A 12,283-nucleotide genomic window follows, 5' to 3' on the forward strand; every position below is an offset into this window, starting at 1 on the left:
TGATGGCCGAACGTAAGGCATCCGTCGAGCGCAATACCCTGGAAACCCAGATCAAAGCCTCGATCAACCTGGATGGCACCGGAAAGGCCCGATTCGATATCGGTGTTCCTTTCCTTGAGCACATGCTCGACCAGATCGCCCGGCACGGGTTGATCGACCTTGATATCGAGTGCAAAGGCGACCTGGAAATCGACGACCACCATACAGTGGAAGACGTCGGTATCACCCTGGGCCAGGCTTTCAGCCAGGCCATCGGTGATAAAAAGGGTATTCGTCGCTACGGCCATTCCTATGTGCCGCTCGATGAAGCCTTGTCGCGTGTGGTCATCGACTTCTCGGGTCGTCCTGGCCTGCAAATGCATGTGCCTTACACCCGCGCCGTGGTCGGCGGCTTTGACGTGGACCTGTTCCAGGAATTCTTCCAGGGCTTCGTCAACCACGCCAACGTGACCCTGCACATCGACAACCTGCGCGGCACCAACACTCACCACCAGATCGAAACCGTCTTCAAGGCATTCGGTCGCGCGCTGCGCATGGCGGTAGAGCTGGATGAGCGTATGGCCGGGCAGATGCCTTCGACCAAGGGTGTGCTCTGATGCAGACGGTTGCTGTCATCGATTACGGCATGGGCAACCTGCACTCGGTCGCCAAGGCGCTTGAGCATGTTGGCGCAGGCCGTGTGCAGATCACCAGCGATGCCAAAGTCATTCGCGAAGCCGACCGCATCGTGTTTCCGGGTGTGGGCGCGATCCGCGACTGCATGGCTGAAATCCGCCGCCTGGAGTTCGATTCGCTGGTGCGTGAAGTGAGCAAGGATCGTCCTTTCCTCGGCATTTGTGTCGGCATGCAGGCCTTGCTGGATCGCAGCGAAGAAAACAACGGCGTGGACTGCATCGGCATGTTCCCCGGCCAGGTGAAGTTCTTCGGCAAGGACCTGCAAGAGCAGGGCGAACACCTGAAAGTGCCGCACATGGGCTGGAACGAAGTGACCCAGGCGGTAGATCACCCGCTGTGGCACGACATTCCAGATCGGGCGCGCTTCTACTTTGTCCACAGCTTCTATATCCAGGCGGCCAACCCGCGTCAGGTCGTGGGCAGTGGGCATTACGGCGTCGATTTCGCCGCAGCCCTTGCGGACGGTTCGCGCTTTGCCGTGCAGTTCCACCCCGAGAAGAGCCATACCCATGGCCTGCAATTGCTGCAGAACTTCGTTGCCTGGGACGGTCGCTGGTAATCGCCATGAGTAAAGCCAGGAGCAAGCCGCCGATTCTCACCCTCACTCCTGAGCAGGAGCAGCAGGCCATCGACAAGCTGAAGCGGTTGTTTTCGCAGCGCTTCGAAATGGAGCTGGGGTCGTTTGAAGTGGCCGAAGTGCTTGAGTTCTTTACCAGCGAGATTGCCCCGCACTATTACAATCGAGCGGTTTTCGATGCTCAGCAGCTCCTCAAGGAGCGGTTCGAGAGCATCGAAAGCGATCTGTGGTCGCTCGAAAAGAGCAGCTGAAAGCTTCAGGCTTCAAGCTGCAAGAATTGAATTTGATAGACACGCACGCTTGAAGCTTGCCGCTCTTTTGACGAAGGAAAAAGTATGCTGATTATTCCCGCGATCGACCTTAAAGACGGTGCCTGTGTACGTCTGCGCCAGGGCCGTATGGAAGATTCCACGGTGTTTTCCGATGATCCGGTAAGCATGGCTGCCAAGTGGGTCGACGGTGGTTGCCGCCGTCTGCATCTGGTCGACCTGAACGGTGCGTTTGAAGGTCAGCCGGTCAATGGCGAGGTTGTCACTGCCATTGCCAAGCGTTACCCGCAACTGCCGATCCAGATCGGTGGCGGTATTCGCTCGCTGGAAACCATCGAGCATTACGTCAAGGCGGGCGTGAGCTACGTCATCATCGGCACCAAGGCAGTCAAGGAACCCGAGTTCGTGGCTGAAGCCTGCCGTGCATTCCCAGGCAAAGTGATCGTTGGCCTGGACGCCAAGGATGGTTTCGTCGCCACCGACGGCTGGGCTGAAGTCAGCACCGTACAGGTCATCGATCTGGCCAAGCGTTTCGAGGCTGATGGCGTCTCGGCTATCGTTTATACCGACATCGCCAAAGACGGCATGATGCAGGGCTGCAACATCCCGTTCACCGCCGCGCTGGCCGCCGCGACCCGTATTCCGGTGATCGCTTCCGGTGGCATCCACAACCTGGGCGACATCAAGGCCCTGCTGGACGCCAAGGCCCCTGGCATCATCGGCGCCATCACCGGCCGTGCGATCTACGAAGGGACGCTGGACGTGGCTGAGGCGCAGGCGCTCTGTGATCTGGAGCAACGCTAATCCAACCGTAGGAGCGAATTCATTCGCGAAGCGATTTCAGCCCACAGCATCACACGCTGATTTCGCGAATGAATTCGCTCCTACGGGTCTGATCTGTTTTGGAGACTAACCCCATGGCTCTGGCCAAACGCATCATCCCTTGCCTGGACGTCGACAACGGTCGAGTGGTCAAGGGCGTCAAGTTCGAGAACATCCGCGATGCGGGCGATCCGGTGGAAATTGCTCGTCGCTACAACGAGCAAGGTGCTGACGAAATCACCTTTCTGGATATCACCGCCAGCGTCGATGGCCGTGATACCACGCTCCATACCGTCGAGCGCATGGCCAGCCAGGTGTTCATTCCGCTGACCGTCGGTGGCGGTGTGCGTACCGTTCAGGACATCCGCAACCTGTTGAACGCCGGTGCCGACAAGGTCTCGATCAACACGGCGGCAGTGTTCAACCCGGAGTTCGTCGGCGAAGCCGCTGCACGCTTCGGCTCGCAGTGCATCGTGGTCGCTATCGATGCCAAGAAGGTTTCCCTGCCGGGCGAAACTCCGCGCTGGGAAATCTTTACCCACGGTGGCCGCAAGCCGACCGGTCTGGACGCCGTGCAGTGGGCGAAAAAGATGGAAGACCTGGGCGCCGGTGAAATCCTCCTGACCAGCATGGACCAGGACGGCATGAAAAACGGTTTCGATCTGGGCGTTACCCGTGCGATCAGCGATGCGCTGGGGATTCCTGTGATTGCATCCGGTGGTGTCGGCAACCTTGAGCATCTGGCTGCCGGTGTCATTGAAGGGCATGCGAGTGCTGTTCTGGCGGCGAGCATCTTCCACTTTGGCGAATACACAGTGCCTGAAGCCAAGGCCTACATGGCCCAGCGCGGTATCGTCGTTCGCTGATGCACAGGCGGGCAAGTCCTTGCCCGCCTGCCATGAAGCTTCTGGTTTCAGGTATCTGAAAGCGACATTGCAAAGTGCCGAGCTAGACACTGTCATGGGATCACGGCACTCTGCACGGGTTTGTCATGATCGAGTGCCGAAATATGTTCAAACGTCTTTTTCTTGCACTGATCGGTGTCAGTACTCTTCTGAGTTTCAGCGCTCGGGGCAGTGACGCGCCGGCCTCTTCGATTGTTCTGCTGACCGAAAACTATCCGCCTTACAACATGGCGGTCGATGGCAAGAACTTCGCCCAGGAAAACAACCTCGATGGCATCGCTGTCGAGATCGTGCGCGAGATGTTCAAGCGCGCCGGTATCGGCTACAACCTGACCCTGCGTTTTCCTTGGGAGCGTATCTACAAGCTTGCGCTGGAGAAGCGCGGTTATGGCGTGTTCTCCACCGTCCGTACGCCCGAGCGGGAAAAACTATTCAAATGGGTTGGCCCCATCGGCCCGGTTGACTGGGTCCTGCTGGCTCGTGAGGACAGCACGATTGCCCTGACCGATCTGGAGCAGGCCAAGGCTTATCAGGTCGGCGCCTATAAAGGTGATGCGGTCGCCCAAAGCCTGACTCTCCAGGGCTTCAACCCTGTTTTGATGCTGCGTGATCAGGACAACGCCAGAAAACTGGTCAATGGCCAGATCGATCTGTGGGCCACCGCCGATCCTGTAGGCCGCTATCTGGCCAAGCAGGAAGGCATCACTGGTTTGAAGACGGTCTTGCGCTTCCATAAAGCCGAGTTGTTTCTGGCGTTGAACAAGGATACGTCCGACGACGTTGTCGCACGCCTGCAAAAGAAGCTGGATGAAATGCGCGCCGAAGGCTGGGTCGACAAGGTTCAGGCGCGCTATCAATAACGCCTCACTCGGTCACGGACACAATGTCCTCGCGCACGCTGGAGCGCTGGCCGTTGACATCATGGGCGTAGGTGCAGATTTTTATTGGCAGTGATTTCCTGCGCAGCACCAGATTGCTGCCCAAGAGCCTTTTGAAACCTTGCGGGTCGGCGCAGTCTGTTTTCGCAGGAGGGCCGATCTTCATGGTGTAGCGGTCAATCAGGCCACCGGAATCACGCAGCCAGTTGATCTCATAAGAACCGAACCGGTTCTTTTCGATATGCACTCGCGGCTCGCTTGTCGGGCCTGCTGCTTGCAACTCCACAGCCAGTGTCAGTGTGTTGCGCATCATGCCGTGGCTGGGTCGCTCATCGGCTGACGTTACCCCGACAATACATAGCCAGTTGATGCCGATCTGTCGGTCGACAGGGTCATCAATGCTGGCGTCCTGCGAGGCGATGGTGTGGCTGTAGCCCACCGGGTTTTCACATTGCAGTGGCGAATCGACCTTCTTGTAGCGATAGAAGGGTTTATCCACAGTGAATTTCAGATTCCATCCCGGATAAACCTCATTACCCTGTGCGTCCAGCCGCACTTTTACGTATTGCCTGGGTGGTTTTTCAAAGATGATCGAGTGTGCAGGAAATAGCCTGCACTGCTGGGGATCGGTGTTGAGCTCGCCGTCGATAAAGCATTCGTTCAGGCGGGTGACCGGGCTGCCAAAGTTACTGTCGGGCGCCTGTGGCGGGAAGCCGGGTGGAAACTCCATGCCACGCTCAATCGCAAAGCTCTCTGGTGATGGCTGGTTGGTGAGATTCAATACCGCGAACATTTCAAGGGTGTCACGGGTCAGCAAAGGGCTCCCGGATGAGCCCTTGGCGATGTCCTTGCACTGATTGCTGACCGTGTGGCGCCAGACCCAGGGCTGTTGCAGGATTTCCCCCGAAGACTGATGAACACATGCCGCCATGCGCAGATGGCCTGTGCCTATATAGAGAGGGGCGCCAATCGACAGGATATCGCGGCCATCTTCCGGCATCTGGTTGGTGAGCCTGAGTGGCTGGATGCCGTCAGCGATCAGTTCCCCGAGCGTCGGCTGCAACTCGACAATCGCCAGATCCACGCCTTGCATGCTGCTCCAGCGCACACGCTTCAGTGGATAGCTGTACACAGTGCTGTCAGTGAAAAAGTTGAACTCGACCGTGCCCTCGATTTCAGCATCGGTGATGATGAGCCCGTTGCGTCGGGAGATGCAGTGGCCATTGGTAAGCAGATAGGCAGGCGCTTCGACCGGGCTGCCGCTGCTGCGTGTATCGATTAACGTCGCAGTGCAGTGCGAACCTTTTCGGCTCTTGATGCGACCGATGCCGTTCCAGCGATTGTTCTGGCCGTCCGCGTTAAGCAGGACTCTGGACGGGGCAAGAGCAAGCAGGCCTTCGCCATGATCGTGGGCGGTGGCATGGCCGGGCAAGTACAGCAGGCTGACGATGCAGCACGCGGCAGTGAAAATGCTGAGATTCATGTTTCTTCCTTGATAACGACATGGAGATCAGTCCCTTTAATCGGGGGCTGACGCTGTTATCAAGGCAGTAACGGCGGGAGACATTTAAAGCAGGCGGAGCCTACAGCCAGTGTGGAAAAGTCGAAGCCGGTCAGGACGGGAGTCAGCGGTACAAGCCATCTTTTCCGTGCCCGGCCATGGCTTTATTGCCCCTCTCGCTGATCATGTGGCGCAGCTCGATCCATTCGATGCCCTGCGCCTTGAGCCTGGGCAGCTCCCGCTCCAGGACATCCAGGGTTACAGGATAAGGATGGCCTATGACGACCACCGATCCTTGTTTGTGGGCCAGTTTGATCGCGATCTGCAATTGCCGGGTAATGGCATCGGCTGTGCGCTCATCGTCCAGGAATACATCGCGGGACACACTGGCCAGGCCGATACGTTGTGCCGCCGCTGCCGCAACGGTTTTGGCGCTGGTGCGGCTGTCGACAAAGAACATGTGCCGCCGCTGCAATTCTTCCATGAGCCAGGCCATGGCCACTGGTTCGCTGGTCATGCGGCTGCCCATGTGATTGTTGATGCCCGCCGCATAAGGCACCTTGAGCAGGGCTGCGCTCAGTCGGCTTTCAAGCTCCGGCAGCGGCAGGCCGGGATGCCAGGCATACGGCCCGGTTGCCGGGTCCATTGGCATGTGCAGCATGACGGTCTTGCCAGCAGCGTGTGCCTGTCTGGCGAAGTCGGTGGCATGAGGCGTGTCGGGCATGATCGCCAGCGTCACGGGGCCGGGCAGGGCAAGGGTGCGACTGTCACGCGCCGGGTTCTGGCCCAGATCGTCGATGATCAGGCTCAGATAGGCGGAGGACGGCCTGGCCTTCTCGCTGTCCGGGGTTGCATGGGCAACACCGATCAGCGAGAGAGCCAGCCACAGGCATGAGAGAAAACGCATGCCTTAGTTGCCGCGGGTGATACTCAGGCCTTTGAGCAGGCTGAGGGCCTGATTGAGCTGGTAGTCTTCATCCTGCAGACGGGCCTTGGCCGCTGCGCCGCCCTTGACGGTCGGCTTGTCGGCACCGCCGTTGCCATTGCCCAGGTGACCGAGCAGGTCGGCTTCCTTGTAGTTCTCGCCGTCCGCTTCATTGGTGACCTTGGCGCGGCGCACAACGATGTCCGGGTTGATGCCCTGAGCCTGAATGGAGCGACCGTTAGGCGTGTAGTACAGCGCGGTAGTGATCTTCAGGGCGCGGTCGTTGTTCAGCGGCAGGACGGTCTGCACCGAGCCTTTGCCGAAACTGTCGGTGCCCATCAGGATGGCGCGTTTCTGGTCCTGCAGGGCGCCGGCGACAATCTCCGAGGCCGAGGCGCTGCCGCCGTTGATCAACACCACCAGAGGCGCGCCTTCGCTGGCGTCTGCCGGGTCGGCGGAGAAGCGTAGTTCGGAGTTGGCGATACGGCCCTTGGTGTAGACGATCAGGCCCTTGGTCAGGAAGTGATCCGCCACGGCAACCGCCGATTGCAGCACGCCGCCCGGGTTATTGCGCAGGTCGAGGATCAGACCGCTCATCTTCTTGCCGTTGTCCTTGCGCAGCTTGGCCAGCGCCTTGCCGACTTCATCGCCGGTCTTGACCTGGAACTGGGTGATGCGGATATAGCCGTAGCCGTTCTCCAGCATCTGCGCCTTGACGCTCTTGACCTGAATGGTGGCCCGCGCCAGCGTCACGTCGAATGGCGTGCCGCCATCGCGTACCAGCGTCAGGGTGATCTTTTCACCGATCTTGCCCCGCATCTTGTCGACCGCTTCCTGCATGGTCTGACCCTGGGTCGGTGCGCCGTTGATCTTGACGATCAGGTCGCCTGCCTCGATGCCCGCCTTGGAGGCCGGAGTGTCGTCAATGGGCGAAACCACTTTGACGAAACCGTCCTCGACGCCAACCTCTATGCCCAGGCCGCCGAACTCGCCGCTGGTGCTTTCCTGCAACTCCTGGAAGTCCTCCGGCCCGAGATAGGCCGAGTGCGGATCAAGATTGCTGAGCATGCCCTTGATGGCGTTTTCCAGCAGGGTCTTGTCGTCCACAGGTTCGACATAGGCGGCTTTGACCCGATCCATGACTTCGGCGAAGGTGCGCAGCTCATCGAGCGGCAGCGGCGCCTTGGCGTTGGCGGGCGCGACAGCTGCTGGCGCTGGTGCTGGCGTGGCTTTTTCGGCCGCTTGGGCCAGAGGCGAGCCAATAACGATGGCGATAGCCAGGGTCAGCGAGGTGAGGCGGGACAAATGCAGCATGTCTAACGAACTCCTACAGATATTGGGGCCGACTTATCCTTGAGTGCGGCACCATTGGGCTGGATCGCTTGGGCGACCCTGCTGACGAATAGCAAAATACAACGCTGATGTGTCTTGACCGCCGCTATTGCCTACGGTGGATATTGCCTCACCGGCCTTCACGATGTCGCCTGCCGACTTGAGCAGGCTCTGGTTGTGACCATACAGGCTCAGATATCCGTTGCCATGGTCGAGAATGACCAGAAGACCGGCGCCGCGCAACCAGTCAGCGAAAACCACGCGACCGCCATGCACGGCATGGACCTGGCTTCCGGCACCTGCGCTGATCATCACGCCGTCCCACTTGGTCCGCTCGTCATCTCCACGTGCTTCGCCGAAGCGGGCAAGCAATCGACCATCGACAGGCCATGGAAGTTTTCCCTTGGCTTCGGCAAAGGCGCCGCCATAAGACGCGCCAGAGCTGGAAACAAGTGCGCCGGGAGCTTTGACTGGGCGCCTGGGCGTGGGTTCATCACTATTTCGGCTGCTGCTGGCCGCACGCTGGCGTTGCTCTTCGGCTTCGCGGGCGGCAACCAGTGCTTTCTGCCTTGCTTCCTCGGCCTCACGGGCCTGACGGGCGAGGGTTTCCTCGATGGTCTTCAGCACTTTAGCCAGATCGGCCTGATCCTGCTGGCGCGCCTGGAGTTTCTGATCCCGCGCCTTGTAGTCCTGGTTGAGCTTGGCCAGCGCTTGCTGACGTTCCTGGCGCACTTTGGCCAGTTCTTCGCTCTGGCTGTCCAGGTTGCTTTTCTGAACCAGCAACTGTGCTTGCTGAAGGTCGATGTCTTTTTCGACACCGGCCAGCTGGCGCAGGGTTTCATTGAAGTTTTTCAACTGGGTCAGCCGAGCCTGGCTGATGTAGTCGTAATAGGTGAGGGTGCGGGCGAATTTCTCGGGGTTCTGCTGGTTGAGCAGCAGTTTCAGGTATTCCTGCCGGCCACTCTGATAGGCGGCGCGGGCCTGGATGGCGATCAGGCGTTGTTGCTCAGCGCGAGCGGTGTTGAGTTTTTTTTTCTCACTGTCGAGCCGCTGGAGCTCGGTTTCGGTCTTTTTTAGTTCCTTTTGCAGGACCTCGACCTGCTTTTCCAGCTTACCCATTTCGGTTTCGGTGGTGCGAAGGTCCTTCTGGACGCCCGCTTTCTCTTCCTGAAGCTTGTTCAGGACTTTCTGCAGCTCGGCAACATCCTGACGCGCAGCGTCGATCTGTTTTTGGGTTTGCGCACGCTCATCATCGGCGAACGCCGGATTGAGCAGGCAAATCAGAACAAGGGCAATCAAGGCGCGGAGCATGAGGGTGGGCGATACCGAGGAATTGTGAGAAAAAATGACAGGCCTAGTATGCCCGCCATACGGCACAAAAAAAACGCCCCGCAGCCACTGCTTTGGGGCCTGATACATAAAAAACCGGCATTGTCTGATGTCGAAATGCCGGTTCAGAGCCTTTTACTCCGCGACCAGGATCGAGTGACCGGTCATCTCTTGCGGTTTTTCCAGATCCATCAGGTGCAGCAGGGTCGGCGCGACATCGGCCAGGACGCCGCCTTCACGGACTTTCAACTGGCGTTTGCCAAAGTAGATGAAAGGCACCGGCTCTGAAGTGTGTGCAGTGTGAGCCTGACCTGTGGAGTCATCGGTCATCTGCTCGACGTTGCCATGGTCTGCGGTAATCAGTGCTTCGCCGCCGACCTTTTCCAGAGCATCGGTGATGCGACCGACACACAGGTCCAGGCATTCCACGGCCTTGATCGCCGCTGCCATGACGCCGCTATGGCCAACCATGTCGCCGTTGGCATAGTTGACGACGATGACGTCATAACGCTGGTTCTCGATAGCGTCGACAATCTTGTCGGTGACTTCCGGTGCGCTCATTTCCGGTTGCAGGTCGTAAGTGGCGACTTTCGGCGACGGAATCAGAATGCGCTCTTCGCCCGGGAACGGCTCTTCGCGGCCACCGGAGAAGAAGAAGGTGACGTGTGCGTACTTTTCGGTCTCGGCGATGCGCAGTTGCGTCTTGCCGTTATCGGCCAGGTACTGGCCCAGCACGTTTTTCAGGCTGCCGGCAGCGAATGCCGAGGGTGCAGGAATGCTGGCGGCGTATTGGGTCAGCATGACGTAGTTGACCTTCGGCTGACGGGCGCGCTCGAAGTCCTTGAAATCGTCTTCGACGAAGACGCGGGTCAGCTCGCGGGCACGGTCGGCGCGGAAGTTCATGAAAACCACTGCATCGCCGTCTTCGACTTTGACCGGCTCACCGATGCGCGTGGCCTTGACGAATTCGTCGTTCTCCTCGCGTGCATAGGCGGCTTCCAGCCCGGCAACGCCGGTTTCTGCCTGGAATTCGGCCGTGCTGTCGACAATCAGGTTGTAGGCGGTGGACACGCGGTCCCAGCGATTGTCGCGGTCCATGGCGAAGTAGCGGCCAATGATGGTTGCAGTACGACCCTTGCCCAGGCGGGCGAAGGCTTCGTCCAGCAGCTCAAGGGAGCTTTTCGCGCTGCGCGGCGGTGTATCGCGGCCATCGAGGAAGGCATGCAGGTAGATCTTGTCGGCGCCACGCTTTACAGCCAGTTCGGCCATGGCGACCAGATGATCCTGGTGGCTGTGAACGCCGCCGTCAGACAGCAGGCCCAGGATATGGACGGCCTTGCCGGCTTCGACAGCCTTGTCCACGGCCTTGCAGATGGTCGGGTTCTCGAAGAACTCGCCGTCGCGGATGGCTTTGGTCACCCGAGTGAAGTCCTGATAAACCACACGCCCGGCACCCAGGTTCATATGGCCGACTTCGGAGTTGCCCATTTGCCCGTCCGGCAGACCCACATCCATGCCCGAACCTGAAATCAGGCCGTGAGGCATGGATGCATAGAGGCGATCCATGACTGGCATCTTGGCTGCCAGAATGGCGTTGCCTTCAGGGTTTTCGCTGTGTCCGAAGCCATCCAGGATGATAAGGACCAGAGGTTTTGGGGTGGCAGTCATAGAACCCACTCGAGGCTGGTTAAAGAAAGTACAAAAAAGATCCGCATTTTAAGGGCAAGTTCAAACGGCGTCACTGCCGCACGGACTTTGGCCCTCCATGGGTGCTGTGTATACTGGCCGACATTTTAACGCCCTGGAACCTACTGATGGTTGCTCATCTGCTTGAATTCGCCACTAACCACTACCTGATCACCGGTGCTTTCTTCATTCTGCTGGCCCTGCTGATTGCCTATGAATTGAGCAAGGGCGGTCGCAGCCTGAGCACGCGCGAGCTGACAGCTCTGGTCAACAGCGACCAGGGCGTGGTCATCGACGTGCGCTCCACCAAGGATTTTGCGACAGGCCATATCGTTGGCTCCTTGAATTTTCCGCAGGACAAAGTGCTCACCCGCACTTCCGAACTGCAAAAACACAAGGACAAGACGTTGATCATAGTCGATGCATTCGGGCAGCATGCAGGTAGCACAGCCCGCGAGCTTCTGAAGTCGGGTTTCAAGGCGGCCAAATTGTCTGGCGGTATTTCCAGCTGGCGCGCCGATAACTTGCCTTTGGTGAAATGAAATGCCTGAAGTCATCGTCTACTCAAGCGACTATTGCCCTTATTGCACACGCGCCAAGCAGTTGCTGCAAAGCAAGAGAGTTGCCTTTGACGAGATAAGAGTCGATGGCAAACCTCAGGTTCGCGCCGAAATGGTCGCAAAGGCCGGTCGTACTTCTGTGCCGCAGATCTGGATCGGTTCCAGGCATGTCGGCGGTTGCGACGACCTCTTTGCCCTTGAGCGCGCAGGCAAGCTCGACCAGTGGTTGGAAAACTGAGTTCAACTTCACACCCTATTTTTCATAAGGATTCGACATGACCGAACAATCGACCAACGGCGTTACCAACGAAGAGAACTCTCCTCAGTTTTCCTTGCAACGTATTTATGTTCGCGACCTGTCGTTTGAAGCGCCAAAAAGCCCTGCGATCTTCCGTCAGGAGTGGACTCCTAGCGTAAGCCTGGACCTCAATACCCGTCAGAAGCCGCTGGAAGGCGATTTCTACGAAGTGGTGCTGACCTTGTCCGTGACCGTCAACAACGGCGACGAAGTTGCATTCATCGTTGAAGTCCAGCAAGCCGGTATCTTCCTGATCAAAGGTCTGGACGATGCTTCTTTGAGCCACACTCTGGGCGCGTTCTGCCCGAACCTGCTGTTCCCTTACGCTCGCGAAGCGATCGACAACCTGGTTGTTCGTGGTTCGTTCCCAGCGCTGATGCTGTCCCCGGTGAACTTCGACGCGCTGTACGCTCAAGAGCTGCAACGCATGCAGGAAGCTGGCGAAACGCCAACCGTGCAGTAAATAAAAAAAGCGCCTTGCGAGGCGCTTTTTTGTGTGTGGGCGAATTCATTCGCGAATGAATTC

14 protein-coding genes are annotated in these 12,283 nt (G+C 58.5%); 9 read left to right on the forward strand and 5 right to left on the reverse strand.

The genetic code is table 11. The annotated features are described in order from the left end of the window. The first annotated feature begins 2 nt into the window (after window positions 1-2). The 6 genes from hisB to Q6A51_RS22310 all read left to right on the forward strand — a co-directional run bounded on the left by hisB (window position 3) and on the right by Q6A51_RS22310 (window position 4,108). Window positions 3-596, forward strand: coding sequence for an imidazoleglycerol-phosphate dehydratase HisB (gene hisB / locus Q6A51_RS22285; RefSeq protein WP_025262442.1), 594 nt, complete (start codon window positions 3-5; stop codon window positions 594-596). Next, on the forward strand, window positions 596-1,234 hold the full coding sequence (hisH, locus tag Q6A51_RS22290; protein ID WP_201018976.1) for an imidazole glycerol phosphate synthase subunit HisH: 639 nt from the start codon (window positions 596-598) through the stop codon (window positions 1,232-1,234). The genes hisB and hisH overlap by 1 nt, the downstream gene beginning before the upstream one ends. Before the next feature lie 5 nt (window positions 1,235-1,239). Further along, window positions 1,240-1,503: a DUF2164 domain-containing protein gene (locus tag Q6A51_RS22295; RefSeq protein WP_304575755.1), complete on the forward strand. Its 264-nt coding sequence runs from the start codon at window positions 1,240-1,242 to the stop codon at window positions 1,501-1,503. Between the two features lie 84 nt (window positions 1,504-1,587). Next, window positions 1,588-2,325 carry a 1-(5-phosphoribosyl)-5-[(5-phosphoribosylamino)methylideneamino]imidazole-4-carboxamide isomerase gene (hisA, locus tag Q6A51_RS22300; RefSeq protein WP_304575756.1) on the forward strand — a complete coding sequence of 246 codons (738 nt, stop codon included), beginning with the start codon at window positions 1,588-1,590 and terminating at the stop codon, window positions 2,323-2,325. Between the two features lie 113 nt (window positions 2,326-2,438). Continuing rightward, window positions 2,439-3,209, forward strand: a complete 771-nt coding sequence (hisF, locus tag Q6A51_RS22305; protein ID WP_201004097.1) for an imidazole glycerol phosphate synthase subunit HisF — start codon at window positions 2,439-2,441, stop codon at window positions 3,207-3,209. A 143-nt stretch (window positions 3,210-3,352) separates the two neighbouring features. After that, window positions 3,353-4,108: a substrate-binding periplasmic protein gene (locus Q6A51_RS22310; protein ID WP_201018973.1), complete on the forward strand. Its 756-nt coding sequence runs from the start codon at window positions 3,353-3,355 to the stop codon at window positions 4,106-4,108. Between the two features lie 4 nt (window positions 4,109-4,112). Here the strand turns inward: Q6A51_RS22310 and Q6A51_RS22315 are convergent, their stop codons facing one another. From Q6A51_RS22315 to gpmI, 5 genes are all read right to left on the reverse strand, one after another. After that, window positions 4,113-5,609, reverse strand: coding sequence for a trypsin-like serine peptidase (locus tag Q6A51_RS22315; RefSeq protein WP_304575757.1), 1,497 nt, complete (start codon window positions 5,607-5,609; stop codon window positions 4,113-4,115). A 142-nt stretch (window positions 5,610-5,751) separates the two neighbouring features. Next, complete coding sequence (locus tag Q6A51_RS22320) at window positions 5,752-6,534, reverse strand: divergent polysaccharide deacetylase family protein (protein ID WP_304575758.1); 783 nt, start codon at window positions 6,532-6,534, stop codon at window positions 5,752-5,754. Window positions 6,535-6,537: 3 nt separating this feature from the next. Continuing rightward, entirely contained in the window at window positions 6,538-7,866 is a 1,329-nt protein-coding gene (locus Q6A51_RS22325; RefSeq protein ID WP_201004089.1) for a S41 family peptidase, read from the reverse strand. Window positions 7,867-7,899: 33 nt separating this feature from the next. Continuing rightward, window positions 7,900-9,195: a murein hydrolase activator EnvC family protein gene (locus Q6A51_RS22330; RefSeq protein ID WP_304575759.1), complete on the reverse strand. Its 1,296-nt coding sequence runs from the start codon at window positions 9,193-9,195 to the stop codon at window positions 7,900-7,902. 153 nt (window positions 9,196-9,348) lie between these two features. Beyond that, window positions 9,349-10,881, reverse strand: coding sequence for a 2,3-bisphosphoglycerate-independent phosphoglycerate mutase (gene gpmI, locus Q6A51_RS22335; protein WP_304575760.1), 1,533 nt, complete (start codon window positions 10,879-10,881; stop codon window positions 9,349-9,351). A gap of 146 nt (window positions 10,882-11,027) precedes the next feature. Between gpmI and Q6A51_RS22340 the strand changes: the two genes are divergently transcribed. From Q6A51_RS22340 to secB, 3 genes are read left to right on the forward strand one after another with little or no spacing between them, the layout of a single operon-like run. Next, window positions 11,028-11,441, forward strand: a complete 414-nt coding sequence (locus tag Q6A51_RS22340) for a rhodanese-like domain-containing protein (protein WP_025262431.1) — start codon at window positions 11,028-11,030, stop codon at window positions 11,439-11,441. A 1-nt stretch (window position 11,442) separates the two neighbouring features. Further along, window positions 11,443-11,697 (forward strand): glutaredoxin 3, encoded by a 255-nt coding sequence (gene grxC / locus Q6A51_RS22345; RefSeq protein WP_304575761.1) that lies wholly within the window; start codon window positions 11,443-11,445, stop codon window positions 11,695-11,697. 37 nt (window positions 11,698-11,734) lie between these two features. Beyond that, window positions 11,735-12,220 (forward strand): protein-export chaperone SecB, encoded by a 486-nt coding sequence (secB, locus tag Q6A51_RS22350; RefSeq protein WP_025262429.1) that lies wholly within the window; start codon window positions 11,735-11,737, stop codon window positions 12,218-12,220. The last annotated feature ends 63 nt before the right edge of the window (window positions 12,221-12,283 follow it).

Source organism: Pseudomonas serbiensis (assembly GCF_030580745.1).
In the GTDB taxonomy this organism is placed as follows: domain Bacteria; phylum Pseudomonadota; class Gammaproteobacteria; order Pseudomonadales; family Pseudomonadaceae; genus Aquipseudomonas; species Aquipseudomonas serbiensis.